At 68.2% G+C, this 24,608-nt stretch carries 19 protein-coding genes; 6 read left to right on the forward strand and 13 right to left on the reverse strand.

What is annotated here, in order from left to right:
* Positions 1–241: 241 nt before the first annotated feature.
* From OXS49_RS18105 to OXS49_RS18115, 3 genes are all read right to left on the reverse strand, one after another.
* Positions 242–1,330, reverse strand: a complete 1,089-nt coding sequence (locus tag OXS49_RS18105) for a branched-chain amino acid aminotransferase (protein ID WP_244008136.1) — start codon at positions 1,328–1,330, stop codon at positions 242–244.
* 91 nt (positions 1,331–1,421) lie between these two features.
* Positions 1,422–3,182, reverse strand: coding sequence for an ABC transporter ATP-binding protein (locus OXS49_RS18110; RefSeq protein WP_267425971.1), 1,761 nt, complete (start codon positions 3,180–3,182; stop codon positions 1,422–1,424).
* A gap of 94 nt (positions 3,183–3,276) precedes the next feature.
* Positions 3,277–3,801 carry a Spy/CpxP family protein refolding chaperone gene (locus OXS49_RS18115; protein WP_244008131.1) on the reverse strand — a complete coding sequence of 175 codons (525 nt, stop codon included), beginning with the start codon at positions 3,799–3,801 and terminating at the stop codon, positions 3,277–3,279.
* 168 nt (positions 3,802–3,969) lie between these two features.
* Here OXS49_RS18115 and OXS49_RS18120 point away from each other — a divergent pair, with 168 nt between their 5' ends.
* From OXS49_RS18120 to OXS49_RS18135, 4 genes are all read left to right on the forward strand, one after another.
* Positions 3,970–4,899, forward strand: coding sequence for a metal ABC transporter substrate-binding protein (locus OXS49_RS18120; protein ID WP_267425972.1), 930 nt, complete (start codon positions 3,970–3,972; stop codon positions 4,897–4,899).
* Between the two features lie 149 nt (positions 4,900–5,048).
* Entirely contained in the window at positions 5,049–6,797 is a 1,749-nt protein-coding gene (locus OXS49_RS18125) for a heparinase II/III family protein (protein WP_267425973.1), read from the forward strand.
* A gap of 108 nt (positions 6,798–6,905) precedes the next feature.
* Positions 6,906–8,504 (forward strand): bifunctional phosphoribosylaminoimidazolecarboxamide formyltransferase/IMP cyclohydrolase, encoded by a 1,599-nt coding sequence (purH, locus tag OXS49_RS18130; RefSeq protein WP_267425974.1) that lies wholly within the window; start codon positions 6,906–6,908, stop codon positions 8,502–8,504.
* Positions 8,505–8,816: 312 nt separating this feature from the next.
* Positions 8,817–9,047 carry a hypothetical protein gene (locus tag OXS49_RS18135; RefSeq protein ID WP_267425976.1) on the forward strand — a complete coding sequence of 77 codons (231 nt, stop codon included), beginning with the start codon at positions 8,817–8,819 and terminating at the stop codon, positions 9,045–9,047.
* A gap of 592 nt (positions 9,048–9,639) precedes the next feature.
* Here the strand turns inward: OXS49_RS18135 and OXS49_RS18140 are convergent.
* The 5 genes from OXS49_RS18140 to OXS49_RS18160 form a co-directional block, all read right to left on the reverse strand.
* A complete protein-coding gene (locus tag OXS49_RS18140; protein ID WP_267426001.1) occupies positions 9,640–11,274 on the reverse strand; it encodes an MFS transporter in 1,635 nt (544 codons plus the stop codon).
* A gap of 298 nt (positions 11,275–11,572) precedes the next feature.
* A complete protein-coding gene (locus OXS49_RS18145) occupies positions 11,573–13,255 on the reverse strand; it encodes a cation acetate symporter (RefSeq protein WP_267425977.1) in 1,683 nt (560 codons plus the stop codon).
* Complete coding sequence (locus OXS49_RS18150) at positions 13,252–13,626, reverse strand: DUF485 domain-containing protein (protein ID WP_267425978.1); 375 nt, start codon at positions 13,624–13,626, stop codon at positions 13,252–13,254. The genes OXS49_RS18145 and OXS49_RS18150 overlap by 4 nt, the downstream gene beginning before the upstream one ends.
* A gap of 123 nt (positions 13,627–13,749) precedes the next feature.
* Complete coding sequence (gene acs, locus OXS49_RS18155) at positions 13,750–15,696, reverse strand: acetate--CoA ligase (protein ID WP_244008117.1); 1,947 nt, start codon at positions 15,694–15,696, stop codon at positions 13,750–13,752.
* Between the two features lie 275 nt (positions 15,697–15,971).
* Positions 15,972–18,443 (reverse strand): PAS domain-containing protein, encoded by a 2,472-nt coding sequence (locus OXS49_RS18160; protein WP_267425979.1) that lies wholly within the window; start codon positions 18,441–18,443, stop codon positions 15,972–15,974.
* Between the two features lie 235 nt (positions 18,444–18,678).
* On the opposite strand from OXS49_RS18160, the gene OXS49_RS18165 reads away from it, so the two are divergent.
* Together OXS49_RS18165 and OXS49_RS18170 are read left to right on the forward strand one after the other, a co-directional pair.
* The gene (locus OXS49_RS18165; protein ID WP_244008113.1) at positions 18,679–19,167 is read left to right on the forward strand and encodes a phasin; all 489 of its coding nucleotides are present in this window, start codon (positions 18,679–18,681) and stop codon (positions 19,165–19,167) included.
* Positions 19,168–19,297: 130 nt separating this feature from the next.
* Entirely contained in the window at positions 19,298–19,654 is a 357-nt protein-coding gene (locus OXS49_RS18170; RefSeq protein ID WP_267425981.1) for a hypothetical protein, read from the forward strand.
* Between the two features lie 81 nt (positions 19,655–19,735).
* On the opposite strand, the gene OXS49_RS18175 is transcribed toward OXS49_RS18170, so the two are convergent.
* The 5 genes from OXS49_RS18175 to OXS49_RS18195 form a co-directional block, all read right to left on the reverse strand.
* Positions 19,736–20,383: a L,D-transpeptidase gene (locus OXS49_RS18175; RefSeq protein WP_244008110.1), complete on the reverse strand. Its 648-nt coding sequence runs from the start codon at positions 20,381–20,383 to the stop codon at positions 19,736–19,738.
* Positions 20,384–20,508: 125 nt separating this feature from the next.
* On the reverse strand, positions 20,509–21,327 hold the full coding sequence (locus OXS49_RS18180; RefSeq protein ID WP_244008108.1) for a transglutaminase family protein: 819 nt from the start codon (positions 21,325–21,327) through the stop codon (positions 20,509–20,511).
* Positions 21,328–21,392: 65 nt separating this feature from the next.
* Positions 21,393–22,337, reverse strand: coding sequence for a transglutaminase family protein (locus OXS49_RS18185; RefSeq protein ID WP_267425983.1), 945 nt, complete (start codon positions 22,335–22,337; stop codon positions 21,393–21,395).
* 144 nt (positions 22,338–22,481) lie between these two features.
* Positions 22,482–23,078: a response regulator gene (locus tag OXS49_RS18190; protein ID WP_244008104.1), complete on the reverse strand. Its 597-nt coding sequence runs from the start codon at positions 23,076–23,078 to the stop codon at positions 22,482–22,484.
* A 118-nt stretch (positions 23,079–23,196) separates the two neighbouring features.
* On the reverse strand, positions 23,197–24,363 hold the full coding sequence (locus OXS49_RS18195; protein WP_244008103.1) for a transglycosylase SLT domain-containing protein: 1,167 nt from the start codon (positions 24,361–24,363) through the stop codon (positions 23,197–23,199).
* Positions 24,364–24,608: the final 245 nt, after the last annotated feature.

Here is a 24,608-nt window from a genome sequence, read left to right on the forward strand (position 1 = left end):
GGTCGGGCCGGGACGAAGTCCCGCAAGAGGGGAACCCGGGTTCAGGACAGGGCGCGGCCAGCCTGAAGGGCGGAGCCGGGTTCTGCACCGTCGCTCCCCTCTCGCGGGACGTCGTCCCGGCCCGACCCCCTTCGGGGGCCTCCCTCCCCCGCAGTGGGGCGAGGGAGGGCGCGTGGCAGGTCCGGTGAGCAGGCTGGGCAAGCTCGATCCACGCTCTGCCAATGCAAGCGGCTGAGAAGTCTCAAAAAACCTTCTGGAACCAGCCATGGGCATCATTCGTGTTGCCCCGCTGGATATCGACGAGCAGGTTCCGCAGCCGCTGGGCCACCGGCCCGGCCTTGCCGTTCCCGATGGTGAAGCTCTCCTCGCGGCCCTTCACGGTGCCGATCGGCGTGATCACCGCGGCGGTGCCGCAGGCGAAGGCCTCGGTCAGGCGACCCTCCCGGACGTCGGCGCGCCACGCGTCGATCGCGTAGGGCTCCTCCTTCACGGTTAGGCCGGCCTCCTGCGCGAGGGCGAGCACCGAATCGCGCGTGATGCCGTGCAGGATGCTGTCCGAGAGTGGGGGCGTGACGAGCGTCCCGTCGCCGAACACGAAGAACACGTTCATGCCGCCCAGTTCCTCGATGTAGCGGCGCTCCACCGCGTCGAGGAACACCACCTGCTCGCAGCCCTGCGCGGTGGCCTCCGACTGCGCCGCGAGGCTCGCCGCGTAATTGCCGCCGCACTTGGCCGCGCCGGTGCCGCCGGGGGCGGCGCGCGTATAGTGCTCCGACACCCAGACCGTGACGGTGCTGTTCGGGTCCTTGAAGTACGAGCCCACCGCCGACGCGATGGTGATGAACAGGTACTCGGAGGCCGGCTTGACCCCCAGGAACGCCTCGGTGGCGATCATGAAGGGGCGGAGATAGAGGCTGCCATCCGCCGTGTCGGGGATCCAGGCGCGATCGATCTCGACGAGCTTGTGCATCGCCTCGACGAAGGTATCTTCCGGAAAGGGCGGAATCGCCAGGCGCTCGGCCGAGTGGCGGAAGCGGCGCGCATTGGCGTCCGGCCGGAACAGGGCGGCGCCGCCATCGGCGGTCCGATAGGCCTTCAGCCCCTCGAAGATCTCCTGGGCGTAGTGCAGCACGGCGGCGGCCGGATCGAGCGGGATCGGCTCACGGGCCTTGATCGTTGCGTCGTGCCAGCCGCGACCGGCCGAATAGCGCGCCACCACCATGTGGTCGGTGAACACCTTGCCGAAGCCGGGATTCGCCATCAGCGCGGCCCGCTCCTCGGCGGTCCGGCGGGCGGGGTGGCTCTGGATCTCGAACGTCAGGTCGCTCACGGTGGGGTCCTCATCGGCTGAGGCTCTTATGGCGTGCTCTCGCGCGCGAATCTACGGAGCCGGCGCATGACGGTGTCGCCGTTCATGCGGATCACTCCGCTGCCGCGGGCTCGGAGAGTTGCAGCCGGTGCAGGCGTGCGTAGGCGCCGCCAGACGCGAGGAGCGTGTCGTGCCGCCCGGCCTCGATAACGCGGCCGGCTTCCATCACGACGATCTGATCGGCCTCGCGCACGGTCGAGAGGCGATGGGCGATCACCAGGGTGGTGCGGCCGTGCATCAACCGGGTCAAAGCCTCCTGGACCAGGCGCTCCGATTCGGAATCGAGGGCCGAGGTCGCCTCGTCGAGGAGCAGGATCGGCGCGTCCTTCAGGAAGGCGCGCGCCAGGGCCACCCGCTGCCGTTCGCCGCCCGAGAGCCGGCCGCCGCCCGGCCCGACGCGGAACGCGTAGCCCTCCGGCAGGGCGGTGACGAAGCCGTGGGCCGCGGCGGCGCGCGCCGCCGCCTCGATCTCGCCCCGGGAGGCACCGGGCCGGCCGAAGCCGATGTTGGCGGCAATCGTGTCATCGAACAGCACGACCTCCTGCGAGACCACCGCCACCGCCGCGCGCAGCGAAGCCAGCGTCACGGCGCGGACGTCCTGTCCGTCGACGGTCACCCGTCCGGCGGTAACGTCGTAGAGACGCGGGACGAGATTGAGCAGCGAGGACTTTCCGGAGCCGGAGCGCCCGACCAGGGCCGTGACCGAGCCCGCAGGCACCGCAAGGTCGATTCCCTCCAGCGCCGGCGCATCCGGGCGATATCGGAAATGGACGCCTTCGAAGCGGATCGCACCGGCCGTAACGATCAGTGGCCGGGCCTCGGGCGCCTCGCGGATCGTGGGCGCCTCATCCATCACATCGAAGTAGCGCCGCAGCGCGGCGGCCGCCTCCTGCAGGATGGCGTTGAGGTTTCCCAGCGCCCGGGCGGGCTGCGCCGCGAGCAGCAGGGCCGCCACGTAGCCGGTGAAGTCGCCGACCGTCTTCTCCCCCGCGAGCACGCGCTGCCCCACCAGCACCAGCACGCCCGCCACCGCGATGCCGCCGCCGATCTCGAGCAGCGGATCGAGCCGCCCGCGGGCGTTGGCGGCCTTCATCTTGAGGCGGCGCACCTCGTCGAGGGCCTCGGCGGCGCGGCCCTTCAGGTAGGGCTCCATCGCGTAGGTCTTGGCGACGCGGGCGCCCTGCAGGCTCTCGGAGATCAGGCTGGCGGTGGCGCCCATCTGCTCCTGCGTCGAGGTCGAGACCCGCCGGAGCTTCCTGCCGATCCGCCCGATCGGTCCAGCCACGAACGGCACCGTGAGGCCGGCTACGAGCGTCAGCACCGGATCCATCCAGAGCAACGCCGCCACGAGGCCGATCAGCATGGCGATGTCGCGCAGCAGCACCGTCGAAATGCGGGTCAGCGCCTCCTTGATGAAGGCGAAATCGGTGGTGAAGCGCTGGGTCAGCGCCGCCGGGCTCTCGCGGCCGAGCTGGGCGAGATCGGACTCGATCAGGTGCCCATACAAAGCCGCCTGCATGTCGGCCTCGACCCGGGTGACGACCCGGTTGGTCAGCACCGTCTGTCCGTAGAGCGCAAAACCGCGCGTGGCCGTGACAACGATCACAACCAGCGGTCCGTAGGCGACCGCCACGGAATCCTTGCGGTCGAAAGCGTCGAAGGCCGCCTTGATCAGCGCCGGGTAGAGTCCGGTCGACGCGCCGACCAGCGCGATCAGTACGAGCACCACCGCGAGGGTGGCCCGGTGCGGGTACAGCCACGTGCGCCAGAGTCGGGCGAGGAGGGGTGCCGTGTCGCCGGGAAGGCGCGCCATGAAACCTACCGGGTCGGATCAGCGCCGCCCTCCGGCAGGAGGTGCGGCAGAGGCGGGTTTGCCGCCGCCGCCGCCGCGGATCAAGGTTTATGGCTCAGCGGTCGCCGCCGCGCGGCCCGTGTTCGTCGTCGGGGCCGTGATGCCGGCCGCCCCGCATCCCATGGCCGCCCATCGGCCGGGCGAGGATCATCGCGCGCCGCTTCTGGTCCTGGTCCAGGCTGGCGTAGAGCGGCTGCGAAGCGTCGGCGAGCTTGCGCAGGGCTTCGCCACGGGCCGTCGCGGTGTCCGCCATGGCCCGCAAGGCTGCGGGGGCATCGTCGGCAAATTTCGGCCGGTCGCGCATCGCCTCGCGGCGCTGCTGGCGCAGCTTGGCCATATCACGGATCGCGGATTCCACCGGTGGCCACAGCTTCTCCTGATCGGCGTTGAGCTTCAGGCCGGCATGGAGCGCGGCGATCCGGGCATCCGTGAACGCCGCCCGGTCCTCGGGACTCAGCGCGCTCCACCGGCCATGCCCGCGGAACCCGTCGGGCCCATGATCGCGAGCCACTGCCGCGCCAGCCAGCCCAAGGCCGAGGGCACCGGTGACGAGGAGTGTGGCTCTCAAACGTCGGAAAATGGAAACCTCCGTCTCACGCTCGGGGCACCGGCGGGTCCGCCACCAGGGTGCCCGATGATGCCTATCGAACGCAGGACGTGTATCCCGCTTGTGTATGTAACATTGTTACACTACTGGCCTGCGCGGACGTGAGTGGGAGCTGTGACCGTGTGCGGGATGGCGGAAACGATGCGGATTGCGATCCGCGCATGGACCGGCTTTGCGATCCTGGCCCTCGGCCTGGCGTTGCCAGCCCGGGCGGAGACGAGCCCGGTCCGGGCGGTGGCGAGCTTCTCGATCCTGGGCGATCTGGTCCGGGCCGTCGGCGGCACGCGTGTGGTCGTCGCGACGCTGGTCGGGCCCAACTCCGATGCCCACGGCTTCAGCCCGACTCCGGCCGATGCGCGCAAGCTCGCCGAGGCCGACATCGTGTTCGTCAACGGCCTCGGCTTGGAGGGCTGGTTCGACCGGTTGATCCGGGCCTCCGGCACCCGCGCGCCGGTGGTGGTCGCCTCCGCGGGGGTGAAGCCGATCTCCGCCCAGGACGAGCATGCCCATGGAGCGGGCGGGCACGATCACGGCGACCATGCGGTCGATCCGCATGCGTGGCAGAGCATCGCGAACGTGCGGATCTACGTCGCCAACATCCGGGACGGCCTCGCCAAGGTCGATCCGGCCCATGCCGACGCCTACCGGGACGCGGCCGCGGCCTACATCGCCAAGCTCGACACCCTGGAGCGGGCCGTGCGCGCCACGATCGACGGCATCCCGCCGGAGCGGCGCCGGATCATCACGACTCACGACGCCTTCGGGTACTTCGCGGCGGCTTACGGTCTGCGGTTCGTGGCGCCCCAGGGCGTCTCGACCGACAGTGAGGCCAGCCCGCGCGACGTGGCGGCGATCATCCGGCAGATCCGCCAGGATCGAATCCCCGCCGTGTTCCTAGAGAACATCAGCGATCCCCGCCAGATGGAACAGATCGCCCGGGAGAGCGGCGCCCGGATCGGCGGCCAGGTCTATTCCGATGCGCTCTCTGGACCCGATGGCCCGGCAGCGACCTACCTGGACATGATGCGCGCGAACCTGCGCGCCTTCGCGGCGGCGCTGGGGCCGGGCTGAGATCTCGCCCGCGGGGCGACGGGCATGACATAGCGTAAACCGGCGGTTAAGAGGCCCCCTCTAGCCTTACGTAACGGGTGCCAGCCGATCCTCGTCCGCGAGGGCTCAGGGCCGTGGGGCCTTGTCGGATCGCGCAGCTCGGAGATCGCGTGGCTTGGGGGCCTGACCGCTGGCGCTTCTATCGGCTCGTCGCGCGCGAGGCCGCGCGCGCGATCCGTGCGGCCGCCGCCAGCCTGACGGCATCCCCCGACATCCTCGCCCGGATGCGGGTGACCGGGCTCGTGATCGCCCCCCAGGATCTGCGCACCTCCGACGCGACCTTCGCGGACGACATCTACGCGGGGCTGTTCGTCTTCGCCGGGCGGTCGCTCGCGGCGAGCGGCGGCTCGCCGTTCGACTACGCGCCGCCTTCGCCGGAATGGGCCGACGAGCTCTACGGCTTCGGCTGGCTGCGCCACCTGCGCGCTGCCGACACGGCGCTGGCCCGGGCGAATGCCCGCGCCTTCGTGGCCGACTTCATCGCCGGGCGGGGCGATCCGGCACTCGCCCGCCAGACCCCGGTGGCGGCGCGGCGGCTGATCTCGTTCCTGTGCCAGTCGCCCCTCGTGCTGGAGGGCGCAGACCACGCGTTCTACCAGAGCTTCCTCAAGGCGATCGCCCGCAACGCGCAGCAGCTGGAGCGCGATCTGCGGCGGGGCGTGCCGCCGCAATGGCGCCTGAACGCCGCCGTCGCGCTCTGCTACGCGGGCCTATGCTGCGACGGCATCCAGCCGATCCTCCGGCGGGCGACCCGGGTCCTCTCGCGGGAGCTCGACCGCCAGATCCTCACCGACGGCGGCCATCGCTCGCGCGATCCGCGCTTCGCCATGGAGCTGCTCCTTGACCTGTTGCCGCTGCGCCAGAGCTATCTCAGCCGGAGCGTCGAGCCGCCGGTGGCGCTCCTGGGCGCGATCGACCGGATGCTGCCGCTCCTGCGGCTCCTGCGCCACCCGGACGCTTCGCTCAGCCATTTCAACGGCATGGGTGCCACCGACGCGGACCACCTCGCCACCCTGCTGATCTACGACGGCGCCCTCGCCCAGCCGCTGATGCATGCCCCGAATTCCGGCTACGAGCGGCTGGAGGGCGCCCGAATCGTGATCGTCGCCGATGTCGGCGCGAGCCCGCCGCTGCCGTACTCGGTCAATGCCGGGGCGGGCTGCCTCGCCTTCGAGATGTCGAGCGGGCCGCAGCGGATCGTGGTCAATTGCGGCCTGCCGGCGAGCGGGCCGGATCTGCGCCTCCTTGCCCGGTCGACGCCCGCACATTCCACGGCCTCCGTGGCCCAGGCCTCCTCGTGCCGGTTCCTGACGCGCAGCGGCTGGTGGGGCGAGCGCCAAGTTGCCGATTGGCTGATCCGGAGGCGCGGGGCCGTGGTCCTGAGCGGTCCGACCGCCGTCGCGGCCGAGCGGGCCGAGGATGCCGATCGCGTCGTGCTGGCGGCCCGGCACGACGGCTTCGCCCCGGATTTCGGGATCATCCACGAACGGCGCTGGGAGCTTGTCGCCACCGCGGCGCGCGTCGAGGGTCGGGACGCCTTCCTGCGCCAGGGCAAGGCCGGGAGCCGCGCGCGCCGCCGCGCCCAGGATGTGGCGATCCGCTTCCACCTGCATCCCGGCATCGCCGTGCGCGGGGTGCCGGAGGGGCTCGAACTCACCTCGGCGCTCGGCGAGATCTGGCAGTTCCGTGCGGACAATGCCGAGATCGCCCTGGAGGAGAGCGTGTACTTCTCCGGCCTGACCGGCCCGCGCCGGACCGACCAGATCGCGCTCCACCTGACCGTGTCGGAGGATGTCGAGGTGCGCTGGAGTTTCACGCGCCTCGCCTCGGCGCCGCTGCGGGGCGTCTCGCCGGCCTGACGAGCGCGCGCTCCGCCGCAGTGGACGCCGGTTCGGCGCGAGCGGCTGGCCCGGATCGCCGTTTCCGTGCTACCGCCCGAAAAAGTCTCACGCTTTCGGCACGAAACCATGGCGCACGATCAGGTGCGGGTCTCCCGCGCGCTCCTCTCGGTCTCCGACAAGACCGGACTCGTCGACTTTGCCCGGGCGCTCCAGGCGCGCGGCATCGCCCTGGTCTCGACCGGGGGCACCCATCGGGCGTTGCAGGAGGCCGGCCTCGCGGTGACCGAGGTCGCCGACCTGACCGGCTTCCCCGAGATGATGGATGGGCGGGTCAAGACCCTGCATCCGGCGGTGCATGGTGGTCTGCTGGCGATTCGCGACAATCCGGAGCATCAGGCGGCGCTGGCCGCCCACGGGATCGGGGCGATCGACCTGCTCGTCGTGAATCTCTATCCGTTCGAGGCGACGATCGCGGCCGACAAGCCGGATGCCGACTGCATCGAGAACATCGATGTCGGCGGCCCCGCGATGATCCGCGCGGCGGCCAAGAACCACGCCGACGTGGCGGTCGTCACCGACGTGGCCGACTACGCGGCCGTACTCGCCGCGTTGGAGGCCCATGACGGCGCGCTGGACGCGGCGCTGCGCCGGCGGCTGGCGCAGAAGGCCTTCGCCCGCACGGCGGCCTACGACGCGTCCATTGCCAACTGGATGGCCGGCCGCTTCGGTGCCGATGCGGCAGCGCCGTTCCGCGCCTTCGGGGGCAGCCTCGGGCAGAGCCTGCGCTACGGCGAGAACCCGCACCAGATTGCGGCCTTCTATCGGGCCCCGGGCAAGCCCCGCTCGGGCGTCGCGACCGCGCGCCAGATCCAGGGCAAGGAGCTGTCCTACAACAATTTCAACGACACGGACGCCGCCTACGAGTGCGTCGCGGAGTTCGATCCCGCCCGCGCCGCCGCAGTGGCGATCATCAAGCACGCCAACCCTTGCGGCGTCGCCGAGGGGGCGAGCCTGCTCGAGGCCTACGAGCGCGCCCTGAGCTGTGATCCGACCTCGGCCTTCGGCGGCATCGTGGCCCTCAACCGGACGCTCGACGCGGAGGCGGCGGCGAAGATCGTGGAGATCTTCACCGAGGTGATCATCGCGCCGGACGCGACGCCCGAGGCCGCCGCGATCGTGGCCGGCAAGAAGAACCTCCGGCTCCTCCTGGCCGGCGGCTTGCCCGACCCGAGGGCTTCCGGCGAGGTCGTGCGGTCGTTGGCCGGCGGGCTGCTGGTCCAGGGCCGTGACGCGGCCGTGGTCGACGACATGCCGCTCCAGGTCGTCACCAGGCGCGCGCCGAGCGAGGCGGAACGCGCCGATCTCCGCTTCGCCTACCGGGTCGCCAAGCACGTGAAGTCCAACGCCATCGTGTACGTGAAGGGCGGTGCGACGGTCGGGATCGGAGCCGGGCAGATGTCGCGGGTCGATTCCTCGCGGATCGCCGCCTGGAAGGCCGCGGAGGGCGCCAAGCGCCTCGGCCTGTCCGAGAGCCTCGCCGTGGGCTCCGTGGTGGCGTCGGACGCGTTCTTCCCGTTCGCGGATGGACTGATGGCTGCGGCAGAGGCCGGGGCTACGGCGGTGATCCAGCCCGGCGGCTCCATGCGCGATTCGGACGTGATCGCCGCGGCCGATGCGGCCGGCCTCGCCATGGTGTTCACCGGGCACCGCCACTTCCGGCACTGACAGGCTGCACCGCCGCATTAACGATGGCGCGAGATTGGTTGGCCCGAATCGATTGTCGTGCGGCCGCGCGACGATCGCATGTCATCTGGTTTCGAGCATTGGTTTGTTGCCAGAAGTATAAAATTTGAAAAATTCGCTTACCTAATAAAGGTTTCCGAGTACAATCGGACATCGTCGTACGGTTGAATGCAGATAAGTCGTTGGATCAACCACGGGGTTGATGTCGGAACTTCAGCAGGTCATCATCGATCGAACTGATGCAGGAGGATTGCGCGCAGCATCTCCTCGAACGGATCCGGTCTGGGTGGCGCGATGCTGGTTGCTGTGATGTTGTTCGGAGTGGGTTGGCTGGTCGGCCGAACCTATACGGTGGTCGTCCTCGCCATGACGTCGACCGTCATCATGATCACGGCATCGGCCATCTTCATCACGACCTACGGTCTTGATGTGCTCCATACGCTGATCACACTCGGTTACCTCGGCGCGCCTCAATCCGGCTACCTGCTTGGCGCGTTCATGAACGGCTACCAGCACGACAGCTGACCGCGTATCCGCCGGTCACCACCACCAGACCGGATGCCCCGCATAGATGTTGATCAGCAACCATAGGGCGATTGTTGCAGAGGGCCACAAAAGGACCAGTAGAATAGGAGGTTTGCTGCCGGGTTTGCGGCGGAGCGGTGTCGAGGCAAGGTTCACCATCTGAACTCTGAAGACGTTTCGATCGGGCGTGCCATTACGGTCGGAGACCATACATGGTTCCCCGAAATTGTAGATTAAAATTCCGAGACGTAGTCAACGGGACGCAATACCGTGAGAGGTGCTCTGGTCCATACGCAAGATTTTTAAATGATTCTGCCAAATTCACGGCCGGAGCTAAGCATTTTGCCGGGATGTATGTTTTATCTAGAGCATATTGAAGTTCGAAAATTGGATCAATTCAATCGATGCCGGTAAATTAGTCGGTCTTCGAGGCGCGCCACGCAGGCCCGGCGGTTTTCGCGAGGCCGCTCGACATAAGGAGCGATGATCCGATTTGGCCGGGCACCGATTCGAAACAGAAGCGCCCGGGCGGCGTGTGCGGCCCGGGCGTCGCTGGCGAAGGTGGTGTCCGGGCGAGGCCCGATACGGGTAATCAGTCGTCCGCGAAGATGTCGCGATCCTTGGTCTCCGGTACGAACAGGACCCCGATGATCACCGTCGCGACGGCAATGACGATCGGGTACCAGAGGCCGAAGTAGATATCGCCGGTCTGGGCCACCATGGCGAAGGCGGTGGCCGGCAGCAGGCCCCCGAACCAGCCGTTGCCGATATGGTAGGGCAGCGACATCGAGGTGTAGCGGATCCGGGTCGGGAACAGCTCCACCAGCATGGCGGCGATCGGGCCGTAGACCATCGTGACGAACAGCACGAGGATGAACAGCAGGCCGATCACCTGCGCGACCTGCGGCCGGAAGATGTCGAACGGGTTCGCCATCTTCACGATCTCCGGGTCGCCGGCCTTCGGGTAGCCGGCCGCCTGGAGCGCGGCAATCGTGGCCTTGTTGGCCTCGACGTTGCCGCCCTGCGGGTAGGGGATCTCGGTGTCGTTGACCCGGATCGTGGCGGGTTGGCCGGCCGCACCGGCGGCGGTCGTGTAGCGCACCGAGGATTTCGACAGGAAGTCGCGGGCGAGGTCGCAGGGCGCGCTGAACACCCGGGTTCCGACCGGATTGAACAACGTCCCACAGGCGGCCGGATCGGACGTCACCGTGACCTTCACCGATTCGATGGCGGCTTCGAGCTTCGGATTGGCCGCGGAGGTGATGCCCTTGAAGACCGGAAAGAAGCTCGCCGCCGCGATGGCACAGCCCGCCAGGATGATGACCTTGCGGCCGATCTTGTCGGACAACCAGCCGAACACCACGAAGAAGCCGGTGCCGAGCAGCAGCGACCACGCGATCAGGAGGTTCGCCGTATAGCCATCGACCTTGAGGATCGATTGCAGGAAGAACAGGGCGTAGAACTGGCCCGTGTACCAGACCACGCCCTGGCCGGCGACGAGCCCGAACAGGGCGATGACGGCGAACTTCGCGTTCCGCCACTGGCCGAAGGCCTCCGTCAGCGGCGCCTTCGAGGTCTTGCCCTCGTCCTTCATCTTCTTGAAGGCCGGGGATTCCGAGAGCTGGAGCCGGATCCACACGGAGATGCCGAGCAGCAGCACCGAGACCAGGAACGGGATGCGCCAGCCCCACTCGGCGAAGGCGGCCTCGCCCGTGAAGCTGCGGGTCGCCAGGATCACCAGAAGCGACAGGAACAGGCCGAGCGTCGCGGTGGTCTGGATCCAGCTCGTGTAGAAGCCGCGCCGGCCGTTCGGCGCATGCTCGGCCACGTAGGTCGCCGCGCCGCCATACTCGCCGCCGAGCGCCAGTCCCTGCGCGAGCCGAAGCGCGATCAGGATGATCGGCGCCGCGATGCCGATCGTGGCCGCGTTGGGCAGCACGCCGACGATGAAGGTCGACAGGCCCATGATCAGGATCGTGATCAGGAAGGTGTATTTGCGCCCGACGAGGTCGCCGATGCGGCCGAATACCAGCGCGCCGAACGGCCGGACGATGAATCCCGCCGCGAAGGCCAGCAGGGCGAAGATGTCCCGGGTCGCCGGCGGATAGGCCGAGAAGAACTGGGCGCCGATGATCGCGGCGAGCGAGCCGTACAGGTAGAAATCGTACCACTCGAACACGGTGCCGAGCGAGGACGCGAAGATCACGCGCTTCTCGGCCGAACTCATCGGTCGTGCCACCTCACCAGCCCGCGGGACCGCGGTTGCTACAGCCATGGCCTAACCTTTCCACCACCATCGGCCCGCCGGCGTTTCACCGGGGGCACGGGATGCGCTGCGCGGCCTCGCCTTGCGCGGGCTGCAGATCACCTATGCGTTATAGGAAGTGGGGCTGCGGTCAATTGGTAAAGCGATCGTGATCGCCGCCATCAACACGCCCCTGCCGATCGCCGCGCTGCGGCTTCAGAAACGGGGAAGGGCGCGGCCATGGCCGCGCCCTCCGATACTCGTCTCTGGCGGCGTCGAGTCAGTGTGCGTGCGCGCCGGATGCCCCGATGCCCGTCTCGGAGCGCACGTACTGCGCCTCGAACGCTGCCCGCTCGCGCTGGGCCCGGCGGGACCTGTCCATGAGGGACACGACCCAGATCGTCGCGAAGGCCAACGGCATCGAGAACAAAGCCGGGTTGTCGTAGGGGAAGATCGGCGCCGGGTTGCCCAGCGTCGTCACCCACACGGCCTTCGACAGCACCACCATGATCACGGCCGCGAGCAGCCCGACCAGGCCGCCAGTCAGCGCGCCCCAGGTGGTCGTGCCCCGCCACAGGATCGACATGGACAGCACCGGGAAGTTGCAGCTCGCCGCCACCGCGAAGGCGAGCCCGACCATGAAGGCGACGTTCTGGTTCTCGAACACGTAGCCGAGGAAGATCGCCACGATGCCGATCACCACCGCCGAGATCTTCGACAGGTTGACCTCGCGCTTGTCGGTGGTGCGCCCGCGGGCGATCACCTGGGCGTAGAGATCGTGGCTGATCGCCGAGGCGCCGGCCAGCGTCAGGCCGGCGACGACCGCGAGGATCGTCGCGAAGGCCACCGCCGAGATGAAGCCCAGGAAGTACGGGCCGCCGATCGCGTTGGCGAGGTTGACGGCGACCATGTTGGTCCCGCCGATCATGTCCTTCAGCTTGTCGAAGGTGCCGGCCGCGCCGAGCTTGTAGTAGCTCGGATCCGACATCAGCAGGGCGATGCCGCCGAAGCCGATGATGAAGGTCAGGATGTAGAAGTAGCCGATCAGGCCGGTGGCGTAGAACACCGACTTGCGGGCGGCCTGCGCGTCCGAGACCGTGAAGAACCGCATCAGGATATGCGGCAGGCCGGCGGTGCCGAACATCAGGCCGACGCCGAGCGAGATCGCCTCGATCGGGTTCGACACCAGACCGCCCGGCGCCATGATGGCGTCGCCCTTCGGATGGACCTGCACGGAGGCGGCGAACAGCGTCTCCGGGTTGAAGCCGTACCGGTACAGCACCGCGCCGGCCATGAAGGTCGCGCCGCCGAGCAGCAGGCAGGCCTTGATCACCTGCACCCAGGTGGTCGCCTTCATGCCGCCGAACGCGACGTAGACGATCATCAGCACGCCGACGATGATCACCGCGTAGAGGTAGGGCAGGCCGAACAGGAGCTGGATCAGCTTGCCCGCGCCGACCATCTGGGCGATCAGGTAAAAGGCCACCACCACGAGGGTGCCCACCGCCGAGATGATGCGGATCGAGGTCTGGTCGAGCCGGAAGCTCGCCACATCGGCGAAGGTGAACTTGCCGAGGTTGCGCAGGCGCTCCGCGATCAGGAACAGCACGATCGGCCAGCCGACCAGGAAGCCCGTCGAGTAGATCAGCCCGTCGAAGCCCGAGGTGTAGACCAGGCCCGAGATGCCGAGGAACGAGGCCGCCGACATGTAGTCGCCCGCGATCGCGAGCGCGTTCGTGCCGGCCGAGATGCCGCCGCCCGCCGCGTAGAAATCGGCGGCCGACTTGGTGCCTTTGGCGGCCTTGTAGGTGATGCCGAGCGTCAGCAGTACGAAGAACAGGAACATGCCGATGGCCGGCCAGTTCGTGGCCGATTGCTGCACGGCGCCGAGATCGGGGCCGGCGGCGTAGGCTGCGGTCGCCGCGATGGTGGCGAGCGTCAGGCCGAGGAGGATGCGGTTCATCGGCCAACGCTCCGCTTGAGGGCGTCGCTCAGCGCGTCGAACCGGGTGTTGGCCCGGGCCACGTACACGCCGGTGAGCGCGAAGGCGAACAGGATCACGAACACGCCCATGAACAGGCCGAGCGAGGCCGTGCCGCCGACCTTCACGGCGAGCAGCGCCTTGTCGAAGGCGATCAGGCCGATGAAGCCGAAATACACCACCAGCATCAGGATGGTCAGAATCCAGCCGAACCGGGTGCGCTCCTGGACGAGCTGCTGGAATTCCGGGGTGCGGGCGATCCGCGCGACCTGCGGATCGGTATCGGCCGCAAGGGTGCCGGATCCCGGGGGCGCTGCGCGTCCCCGAGCGCCGAGTGTCGTTCCGCTGGTCATACTGTTTCCTCCCGCGAAGGCTCTCCGGCCCTCGGGTTCATCGCGTTGCTTCGTGGTTCTTGTTGGGGGCGGGCGCCGGACCGGCATCCGCCTCATCGTGTGCTCAGCGAAGGGCTGACCCGATCAGGGGCGGTTCTGCCGATTCTCGATCAGGTCTTCGACGACGGCCGGCTCGGCGAGCGTCGAGGTGTCGCCCAGCGAGCCGAAATCGTCCTCGGCGATCTTGCGCAGGATCCGGCGCATGATCTTGCCCGAGCGGGTCTTCGGCAGGCCCGGCGCGAACTGGATGAGATCCGGCGAGGCGATCGGCCCGATATCCTTGCGGACCCAGGTCACGAGTTCCTTGCGCAACGTATCGTCACCCTCCTCGCCGTCGTTGAGGGTCACGTAGGCGTAGATGCCCTGGCCCTTGACGTTGTGCGGGTAGCCGACGACCGCCGCCTCGGCGACTTTCGGATGGGCAACCAAAGACGATTCGACTTCGGCCGTGCCCATCCGGTGACCCGAGACGTTGATGACGTCATCGACCCGGCCGGTGATCCAGTAATAGCCGTCGGTATCACGCCGCGCGCCGTCGCCGGTGAAGTACTTGCCGGTATAGGTCGAGAAGTAGGTCTGCTCGAACCGCTCGTGGTCGCCGTAGACGGTGCGCATCTGGCCCGGCCAGGAATCCGCGATGCAGAGATTGCCCTCGCAGGGGCCGTCCAGGACCTTGCCCTCGGCATCGACCATTTCGGGCTTCACGCCGAAGAACGGCCGCGTCGCCGAGCCGGGCTTGAGGGCCGTGGCGCCGGGGAGCGGGGTGATCAGGATGCCGCCGGTCTCGGTCTGCCACCACGTGTCGACGATCGAGCAGCGCTTGTCGCCGACCACGTTGTAGTACCACTCCCACGCTTCCGGGTTGATCGGCTCGCCGACCGAGCCCAGCACCCGCAGCGAGGCCCGCGAGGTCTTCTTCACCGGACCTTCGCCGCCGCCCATCAGCGAGCGGATCGCGGTCGGTGCGGTATAGAAGATGTTGACCTTGTGCTTGTCGATCACTTCCCAGAAGCGGGAATTCGACGGGTAGGTCGGGATGCCCTCGAACATCAGCGTCGTCGCGCCGTTCGCGAGCGGGCCGTATACGATGTAGCTGTGGCCGGTGACCCAGCCGACATCGGCCGTGCACCAGTACACGTCGCCCTGGCGGTAATCGAAGACGTATTCGTGCGTCATCGACGCGTAGACGAGATAGCCGCCTGTCGTGTGAACCACACCCTTCGGCTGGCCGGTCGAGCCCGAGGTGTAGAGTATGAATAGCGGATGCTCGGCCTCGACCGGTTCGGCGGGGCATGCGTCGGTCACCTGCTCGGCCGCCTCGTCGTAATAGACATCGCGGCCGGCCTCCATGGCGATGGGGCTGCCGGTGCGGCGCACGACGATGACGTGGTCGACCAGATCGGTGCCGATGCGCTTGATCGCCTCATCGACATTGGCCTTCAGCGGCACCTTGCGGCCGCCGCGCAGACCCTCGTCGGCGGTGATCACAACCTTCGAGGCGCAGCCCTGAATGCGCGAGGCCAGCGAGTCCGGCGAGAAGCCGCCGAACACGATGGCATGGATCGCGCCGAGCCGTGCGCAGGCAAGCATCGCGTAGGCGGCTTCCGGGATCATCGGCATGTAGAGCGTGACGCGATCACCCTTGCCGACGCCGCGGTTGCGCAGCACGTTGGCCATCCGGCAGACCTGCGCGTGTAGTTCGCGGTAGGTGATATGCTTGGACTCGTCCGGGTTGTCGCCCTCCCAGATGATCGCCGTCTGGTCGCCGCGGGACTCGAGGTGACGGTCGATGCAATTGTAGGCGACATTGGTGGTGCCATCCTCGAACCACTTGATCGAGACCTTGCCCGGCTCGAAACTGGTGTTCTTGACCTTCGAGAACGGCGTCATCCAGTCGATGCGCTTGCCGTGCTCCGCCCAGAAGGCGTCCGGATCGGAAATCGACGCCTTGTACATGTCTTGATACTTTGCATCGTCGACGTGAGCACCCTCTCGCCACGCTGCCTGTACCTCGATGACCTTGCCGTCCATGGCTTTCCATCCCTGCTTGGCGCCCGATCGTATCGCGGTCTATGCCGCGCAGCCAGGACTTCCAAAGTAACGTACCGTATACTCTACGCTGGCGATATCATCGTCGATCCACGCGGCAAAGCCTCGAATCCACTAAATAAGTTGGGCGCAATGTAACGTGGTGCGTGGAAGGCCGCCGTCGGGCTGTCAGGCCGCGCGCGCGAAGTGGTTCGAAATCGCGGATCGGCCCACGCCAAGGCCGCGAGGCCTCGCGCGGTCGCGTCTGGGACGCGCTCTCAGCCCGCCGCCGCCCGACGCGCCGGCATGATGATTTCCACCAGCGTGCCGTCCTCCGCCGGCGTCGACAGCTGCAGGCGGCCGCCATTCGCTTCCACCAGGGCGCGGGGCAGGGCCAGACCCTCCTCGACATCCCGGCCCCGGTCGGCAGCGGACCGCGCGACCGCCCCCGTATCGCGAACCCGGAGCGCGACGCCCGCCCGCTCGGCCGCACCGGTCGACACGATGATCTGGCCGCCGACTGCCGACCGCCGGATCGCATTCTCGATGACAAGGGCAGCGGCGCGACTCACGGACGGCTCATCGGCCTCCAGCTCCGCCAGATCCAACGAAAAGCTCGTACGTACGACGATGCGGCCGCGGGCCGCCTCGGCCTGGAGCTGCGCCACGCACCCCGCCACGACATCGTTGAGATCGAGGGTGCGCGGCTCGAGGTGCAGGGCTCCGGCCTCCACGGCCGCGAGGTCGAGCAGCTTGCCGACGCGTTCGAGCATCGCGTCGCCGGATGCCTTGATCTCGGCGAGGCAAGCCCGGTAGCGCGCGTCGCCCAAGGCGCCGAAGGGCTCCTTCAACATCGCGTCGGCGAGCGCGATCATACCGGTCAGCGGTTCGCGGAACGCGCGATCCGCGCGCATCAGCGCGGGTCCGGTGCCGTTCGAGGGGTCCCGATCCGAGGCGCCCGTCGGCGTCTGGGCGCGGAGACGGTTCGCCCGCTCGACGATGGCGAACCGGTGGCTGTTTCCCTCGGCAGCCTTGACGTCGAGGCTCACGGGTGTGCCCGCGAGGGTCACAAGGCGGGGGCCCCGGACAACGCCACGCAGGACATCGGCGACGGTCAGCACGCAGTCCCGATCGAACTGAGCGACGAAGCTGCCACCCACGATCTCCCGTGGCGCGCAATCGAACAGGCGGGCGGCGGCGCGGTTCACCGACATGATTCGCCCTGCCTGATCGAGGGTCACCACGCCGGTATCGAGCGCGTCCAGCGCGGACTCAGCGGCGGTCGCCCGCTCGGCTTGAGCGGTGCGGTCGAGGCGCTCGGCGGCCAGGGCCGTGGCGGCATCGGACTCGTCGACCGGACGCAGGATCAGGCATGCGGCAGTCGCCCCCGCCCAGGTGCAGGCGCCGCTCAACATCTCGACCGGCCGGACGTGCCCGTCGGCGCCTGTGACGGTGGTCCGTCGCGCCGCCGGATCCGCGTCCGCCCTGTGTGGTGCGCCGGGAAGCACTGCGCCAAGCCCGCGCGCCGACAGGGCCGCGCCGTCAGCGTCGCCGGTCAACTCCAGAAGCTTGCGATTCGCCGCCAGGATCACACCGTCGCGATGCACCATCACAGGAACCGGAAGCCCGGCCAGAAGCTCGGGGAACGCGGCGGCGCGGCCTGCGCCGTCCCGCGATTCCGGGGGGGGCGCTTGCGGACCGGGAAATGGCATGATGGCGCCGCCGTCCGGCCTCGGCGGGGCTTCGTCCGACGTCGCCTCATCGCCGGCGTAACGCGCTCCGAGGGCCCGGGCGATCTCACGGAACGCGGCATGCTCGTCGGTCGAAAGCGCGGTCGCCACGGGTTCCGGCTCGCCAACGGGCGGCGGTTCGGGTTCGCGCGTCACCGCTGCGGGCTCGGGTGGAGCGGACGGGGTTGCGGTCGGTGGGAGCGGCGCGTCCGCGACCGGCGACGCTTCCGGCAGGTCGATCGGCGACGCTTCCGGTAGGTCGACCGGCGGTGCCGTGGGTCCGGACCGGAGCAGCCCAAAGCCGGCAAAGCCCGAACCGCTGGCTTCACCACGGCCGAGCGGTGCACCCGAGAGTTCGACCCGGCACGGACCGGCTCCGGCATCCAGCACCGCTGGCTCCCCTCGGAAGGTCCGCCGCTCACGCAGAGCCGCCAAAACCCCGTCGGCGCCCGACATGCGTCCAGCCGCCGCGAGATCCTGCCACCGTTGCCCGATGAGTCCGGCCAGAAGATCCGGGCCCGCGAATTGGATCACCGCACCCGAAGCGTCGAGCCGCCACAGAAATCGATCATCGCGGACGACGACCGGGGCCGGCTTCGGTGCCGGCGCGCTCTTGTGTTGGCGCTGGTGCGTCCGCGGTGCGAGGGGAGCCGTGGGGATCACCAGGATCGCGTCCGTGCCATCGTCGCGGTGCCCACGGGACAGCCAACAGAGCACCGGGGGCGCGATGCGGCGGGGATCGAGGCGTAGCCGTGCGAGCCGGGGGGCATCGTCGTTCGGAGCCGTCGACAGGATCTGCCGGAATAAGTCCGCGCGACCGGGGCCGGAAAGCGCGGCGGACAGGGCGTGCGCGGCCGGGGAGGCGTGAAGCATCCGCCCGTCGGCCGCATCGACGACGAGATGGATCGGGTCCGGCATGGCCAGGGCCGCCGACAAACTCGGCAGTCGCCGCCAGGCCGCGAAAGCCGTGGCGAGACCGAGCCCACGCTCCGGATTGGCCGGTGTCAGTGTCGTCTCCAAAGCCCGCGACCTCGAACCCCTACGCGATCCGACGCTCCTCCCGGTGAGAAACGACGACGACCGACGCACTTTTGTAAACGCTGTGTCGCCGCGGCGCTTAATCTTCGCAACGACCGTCATACGTTTACGTTATGTCAACCTTAACGCCGATGGCGTGGCTGGCATATGGCAGCGAATCGGTTATTGTGCAGCGCACAACAAGCCATCCACAGGCTGACACAAGAGGAGACGACCTATGGCCAATCCCCCGAATTACGAAGTTCCCGCCGAGATGCGCGACATGGCCGAGAAGAGCGTCGAGCAGGCCCGCAAGGCCTTCGACAGCTTCATCGGTGCAGCCCGTCGCACGGCCGATACAGTGCAGGGCTCCGCGGAAGTTGCGCGCACCAACGCCCGTGACGTTTCCACCCGCGGCTTCGAATATGCCGAGCAGAACGTCAACGCGGCTTTTGATCTCGCTCAGAAGCTCGTCCGCTCCCGCGACATGCAGGAGGCGATGCAGCATCAGGCCGAGTTCGTGCGCAGCCAGTTCGCCGCCATCCAGGCCCAGGCCAAGGAGTTCAGCGGCTTGGCGCAGAGCGCGATGCAGCAGGGTGCCGAGCGCGCCAAGTCGGCGATGCAGCAGGGTGCTGACGAGACCCGCAAGGCGATGGAGCAGGGTCAGGACGCTGCCAAGCAGACAGCTCAGAACGTGCAGGACGCCGCCGAGCGCGCCAATCACTAACATCGCCCCGGTGCAATGATGTTGCGGCCCGCTGCCAGTTTCCGGTGGCGGGCCGTCTCGTTTTCGCCGGTATTGCCGTCGAGATCCGCCCGGCGGACAGGTCGGTCCGCATCGAGCGAAGGATTCAAGGATGCGCCCCGTTGTTTCCGGTCGCACGCGCCTGCGTGATTCTTTCCGTCTGACAATCGCCGCGCTGGCCTTTGCCGCCGCGCTGCCTGGGAATGCGGCCCGCGCGCAATATGTCGAAGAGCCGGCCTACGGCGAGCCGCCGTCCGGCTACGGGGGTGAGTACCGCCCGGTGCCGCGCCGACGGGAACGGGCCCCTGTGGGCTTCAACTGCGATGCCATCCAACAGGGCATCACCGGGCCGAAGCCGTTCTCTTGCCCGCTTCCCGGTCCGCGGCCCCTGGGCGTGCGGTGCTTCTGCGATCTTCCGATCGCGTCATTCAGCCCGGCGCAGACGGCCGTGGGCCGGGTCGTGCCGTAGAAAAAGTTTGGCCGCGTCACCCGGCTCAGCGACGCGGCCAAATCGTTCAGGGTGGTCCCGGCGTCAGCCAGGCCGGACCGTTCAGTTCAGCACGATGACCTTGGCGCCAACCTTGACCCGCTCGTACAGGTCCGTGACGTCGTCGTTGGTCATCCGGATGCAGCCCGAGGACACCGCCTGGCCGATGGTGTCCGGCTCGTTCGAGCCGTGAATGCGGAACTCGGTGCGGCCGATATACATAGCGCGGGCGCCAAGCGGGTTCTCGATGCCGCCGGCCATGTAGCGCGGCAGGTCGGGGCGGCGGGCGATCATGGCCGCCGGGGGCGTCCAGGACGGCCACTCGCGCTTGGCCGTGATGGTGTTGGTGCCGCTCCAGCTGAAGCCAGGACGACCGACGCCGACGCCGTAGCGCAGGGCTTGACCGTTGCCCATAACGTAATAGAGGCGGCGCTCGGCGGTGGACACCACGATCGTGCCGGGGGCGTAGGGCGCATCGAACGCCACGACCTCGCGCGGGATCGGCTGGACCTGCGCCTGCGGCGCGGCCTGCACGCCCTGGCCGTAACCCGGGGCGTAAGTCCCCTGGTAACCGTACTGGCCCTGATCCTGATAATACGAGTTTGAATCCTCGGTCCCGAAGGGATCGTAGGACGAAGCCGCGAGGGCCGGCGTTGCGGCAAGAACAGTCGCGCCCAGCAGCGCGGCGAGTGCGGTGACCGTGGTCTTCATGAGTGGCCTACCTGTGCAATAACCTTTGCCATTACAAGCGTGAGCATAGGCAGACAGTTCCACACAACCGCCACGATTTCGGTGGGCGGCGGAATACGCAGGCCCGCTCGCCCGTGCCAGTCCGCTCAGACGACCTCATCCGTGTGCACGTCGAAGCGGGCGAGATGGGCGTAGCCGAAGTTGGTCGAGATCGCGCAGTCGGTCGCGTCGCGGCCGCGGGCCATGACGATGCGGCCGATGCGGGGGCGATTGTGGCGGGCGTCGAACGTGTACCAGCGCGGACCCGCCGGACCGTCGAGATAGGCCTCGAACCAGGCGGAGAAGTCCATCGGTGCGGGGTCGATGGGCACGCCGATATCGCCGAGATAGCCGGTGGCGTAGCGGGCTGGGATGTTCATGCACCGGCACAGCGCGATGGCCAGATGGGCGAAGTCGCGGCAGACGCCCTCGCGCTGCATGAAGCCGTCATGGGCGGTACGGGTGGCGTCGGCACGCTGGTAGTCGAAGCGCAGGCGCTCGTGCGTGTAGTCGACGATCGCCTGGACGCGGGCCCAACCCTCAGGCGTGGAGCCGAACAGCGACCATGCCGTCTGGGACAGCTTGTCGGTGTCGCAATAGCGCGAGCCAAGCAGGAACATCAGTACGGCGTCCGGCAAATCCTGCACCGGGATCTGCCGCGCCTCGCGCTCGATAACATCCGGCTCGCCGCTGTCGGCGACTGTAAAATCCGCCGAGACCGTCAACTGGCCGGGCGGCGCGACGATGCGGTGGCAGATATTGTCGTAGGTGTCCCGGAACTCATGCACCGGAAGTGGCGGATCGAAAGTGATCACGTGCGGCGTCAGTACGTCGGGCATCCGCGACGGGTGGACGCTCAGCATCAGGATCATCGGGGTCGGCTGGGTCATTGTGAAAGCGATATCGAAACCCGTCTTGATCTTCATCGCGGCCACCTTGCTGTATCGCTCTCCGCGCGGGGTCGCCACGCATGTTCGTTTGGGATCCTGGATCAACGCGCCGGGCTGGGGGCGGACCCTTGATGCAGTATCGGGGCGGTCGAGACCGGATTTGCTCCCGTTCCGGGCAGTTCGACGACGTCGACCTCGACGCGCATGCCGAGATCGTCGCTGGCCAGACCGAAGAAAGAGCCGTGCAGTGGCACAGCCTGCGCGGGATCGCGGGTCACCGCCACGCGAATCAGGTCGCGGTTTCCGACGATCCCGTTCGTGGGATCGAACTCGACCCAGCCGGCGCCCGGAAGATAGACCTGCAGCCACGCATGGGTTGAGCCGCCCCCGACATGGCGCGCCCGGTCGTTGCGGGGATTGTAGAGGTATCCGGACACGAACCGAGCTGCCATCCCGAGCGCACGCACCGCTTCCATCATCAGCACGGCGAAGTCCCGGCACGAGCCGCGCCGACCACGCAGGGTCGTGAGCGGGTCCTGCACGCCCTTTTCGCTGCGGGCGAGATAGGTGAAGTTTGCCCGGACGCCGCGGGTCATGGCTGCCAGTAACTCCTGCGTGGGAATGCGCCCGTCTGCCGGCAGGAAGCTGCGTGCCCAAGCATCGACCTCGTGACGCGGATCGGGCCATTGCCTTTCGATAGAGCGGGCAAGGTCCGGCATGTCCTCGGCCCCGTATCCGAACGGAAAATGAGTCGCGTGCGGGGCCAGCGGGAAAACTGGCGCGTGCTCCGGCGTGTGTTCCAGGGTGATGCCGCAGGCGAACGTGAGAGTCTCCGCCCGTGTGTCGAAGGTCGCCACCGCCACGCAGTTGCCGAACACGTCGAACAGCCAGCGCAGCGTGGCCGGTTCCGGTGCGATATCGAGGGTCGCCTCGATCAACCGCTGGTCATAGCTGTCACGTGGCCGGAACATGATCCGGTGCTCGCCGAACGAGACCGGGCGCCGGTACCGATAAGTCGTTCGGTGTTGTACGGATAGGATCGGCAAAACGGCTCTCTTCCGGCGCGCGCCGTTGCAGACTCCATTAACGCGCGATCGAGTTATGCAAGGCCCGGGCCCCGCAGGTTCGCGGGATGGGCTCGTTCGACGGAGAGCTGCACCGAAGCCGGCGAACGACCACAGGCTGAAGCGTCAGATAACAGGGGGTGCAGGCTCGGCAGCCGCGCGCTCCGCCTCGACCAGCACGTCGAGCGGACGCCACGGCTTGGCGATGAAAACGGCTTCCTGCGGCAGGTCGGGACGGGGCAAATCGTGGCCGGAGGTCACCACCAGCCGCGCCCGGGGCCAGAGGGTCGCCACCGCCCGGGCGAGTTGCAAACCGTCCATCTGGCCGGCTAGCCGAATATCGGCGAAGACCAGGGCAACGTCTCCGCCACGCGCCTGCAGGACCAAGAGTGCGGCTTCGGCGCTATCGCAGCCGATCACGTCGAGCTCGGTCTCCTCGAGCAGCGTCTCGGCCAGGGCGCGGATCTGGGGATCGTCCTCGACCACAAGCGCGAGCCGCGCATGCACCGCAGCCGTCGCGGCGGCGCCAGCCTCGGGTCGCGCTGGCTCTTCGGCCTCGGTCTGACGGACGCGGCGAACCAGGGCGGCAAGGTGCTCGGGCACGCCCTCAGACACGAGGTCGTCGTAGAACGAGGCGAGTGTCCTGCCGATCTGATCGAGCGGAATACCCGGTGTGAGCGTATCGGTGAGCGGCAGGGGTGCGCTCGTTTGGTGCTTCCTCAAGGACTCCCCCCGAAGTCTTCACGCGCGCAGGACGAAAGCGCGGCGCGCAAGGAGGAAAGTCGGCAATCCGCCGGTGGTTGCGCGCCGATGCGGAATCCGGCGCCGGCTCGCCGACCCGTTACTGCGTAGCGGTCTCCGCATCCGCATACGCCATGACACCCGAGACGGCGCGCACGTTCTGGTAGCGCGACCCGCGGCTGCTCATCATCGTCTCGAACTTCTCGTGGACCTGGGCCACCGAGAGGCTCATCGGCTTGCGGTGCCGGCCCCGGCCGATGAATCGGCCGGCCGCGAAGAAGATCGAGCGGTTGGCCCGGGCCGGGCCGGGGAGCAGCGCGGCCGCTGCGGCGGCGGGTTTGTTGACCACGTTGGCCAGGAACTCCTCGGCGTCGTCCGGACCGAGGAAGTGGGCGAGATAGACCTCACCCAGGGTCAGTTCGCGACCGATGCGGAGCGCGATTCGGGCGGCGTCCCGCTTGAGCATCTCGCCGGCCATTAGCGCCGAGAGGTAGGGGTCGCGGCGGAGTTCGAGCACCCGGGCCCGCTCGGCCGGATCGGTGATGACGGGCCGGTCGTTGCTGTCGGCCGTGATCAGCGCGGCCTCCTTCGCCATCCCGTATTTGGTGCCGAAGTCGCGGACCACGCCAAGCCACGTGCGCTCGATAAATTGGTAGAGGCCGGTCGCCGAGGAGGTCTTGGCCTGGACCGCGGTGACGAAGCTCGATTCCTTGTCGGCCACCGCCATCAGCAGGACCGGGTCGGTCTGGACCGCTTGGGCGGCGCGCACGATCGTCTGCACGAGGTGGCGCCGGATCTTCATCGGGCCGAATTCGAGGATGTCGTTCGGATCGCCCGTCGCGCTTTCGGACAGCAGGAAGTCGTAGGAGACACGGTCGACCGTATTCGAGCCGATCTCGGTGTCGAGGTCATGCACGGCGGCGAAGCTCGACGAGGCTCGCAGCGGCGTGCGATCCAGCTCGTCTTCCAGCGCGACCGTGTGGATGCGCGGTCGGGGCATTGGGATCTCGGTGGCGGCTTCCGCGACGGACACGGCCGGCGACAGGCCCACCTTGCCGAGGTCGACACCCGAGCCAATCAGGGCCGCGCTGAGACCGCCGGCGATCAGCGTTACGGTCATCAGCGACCGGACCAGGGCCGGAGCGCTGCCGTGGGCGCGGCCGAGCATCGGCTGCGCGGTTATCACGTCGGCACGGCGAGCGCCGAAATGCCCGGCGCCAGACTTGCCCATGATGGCCTTCGACGTTCCGACCGTGCGGCCCTGCATCGTTGATCCGATTCCCCGCGCCGTTGACGGCGCCACGGGTTCATCATCGCTTGACAGATGTGGCGACAACACGGCCGCGCTTGTGGCTGTCCTGAGGCTAATCGCGGTGTTTTCGCGGCCGATGCCTTCAAGGCACGGGTTCAGACCACAATTCCGAGCGTCGTTGCGGGAAAGGCGCGATTTTCGTCCAAAGATGCGACACCGGAAGCGGCGAATCGCCAGGGAGCACGGGACGGCAAGCACTT

Source organism: Methylobacterium sp. GC_Met_2 (genome assembly GCF_026540795.1).
Taxonomy (GTDB): domain Bacteria; phylum Pseudomonadota; class Alphaproteobacteria; order Rhizobiales; family Beijerinckiaceae; genus Methylobacterium.

Excerpts from the sequence above, each read along its gene's own strand:
- OXS49_RS18110 (WP_267425971.1), bottom strand. The coding sequence starts at position 3,182 with ATGGCGCGCCTTCCCGGCGACACGGCACCCCTCCTCGCCCGACTCTGG.
- OXS49_RS18120 (WP_267425972.1), top strand. The coding sequence starts at position 3,970 with ATGCGGATTGCGATCCGCGCATGGACCGGCTTTGCGATCCTGGCCCTC.
- purH (WP_267425974.1), top strand. The coding sequence starts at position 6,906 with ATGGCGCACGATCAGGTGCGGGTCTCCCGCGCGCTCCTCTCGGTCTCC.
- OXS49_RS18135 (WP_267425976.1), top strand. The coding sequence starts at position 8,817 with ATGCTGGTTGCTGTGATGTTGTTCGGAGTGGGTTGGCTGGTCGGCCGA.
- OXS49_RS18140 (WP_267426001.1), bottom strand. The coding sequence starts at position 11,274 with ATGAGTTCGGCCGAGAAGCGCGTGATCTTCGCGTCCTCGCTCGGCACC.
- OXS49_RS18145 (WP_267425977.1), bottom strand. The coding sequence starts at position 13,255 with ATGAACCGCATCCTCCTCGGCCTGACGCTCGCCACCATCGCGGCGACC.
- OXS49_RS18150 (WP_267425978.1), bottom strand. The coding sequence starts at position 13,626 with ATGACCAGCGGAACGACACTCGGCGCTCGGGGACGCGCAGCGCCCCCG.
- acs (WP_244008117.1), bottom strand. The coding sequence starts at position 15,696 with ATGGACGGCAAGGTCATCGAGGTACAGGCAGCGTGGCGAGAGGGTGCT.
- OXS49_RS18165 (WP_244008113.1), top strand. The coding sequence starts at position 18,679 with ATGGCCAATCCCCCGAATTACGAAGTTCCCGCCGAGATGCGCGACATG.
- OXS49_RS18170 (WP_267425981.1), top strand. The coding sequence starts at position 19,298 with ATGCGCCCCGTTGTTTCCGGTCGCACGCGCCTGCGTGATTCTTTCCGT.
- OXS49_RS18175 (WP_244008110.1), bottom strand. The coding sequence starts at position 20,383 with ATGAAGACCACGGTCACCGCACTCGCCGCGCTGCTGGGCGCGACTGTT.
- OXS49_RS18180 (WP_244008108.1), bottom strand. The coding sequence starts at position 21,327 with ATGAAGATCAAGACGGGTTTCGATATCGCTTTCACAATGACCCAGCCG.
- OXS49_RS18195 (WP_244008103.1), bottom strand. The coding sequence starts at position 24,363 with ATGCAGGGCCGCACGGTCGGAACGTCGAAGGCCATCATGGGCAAGTCT.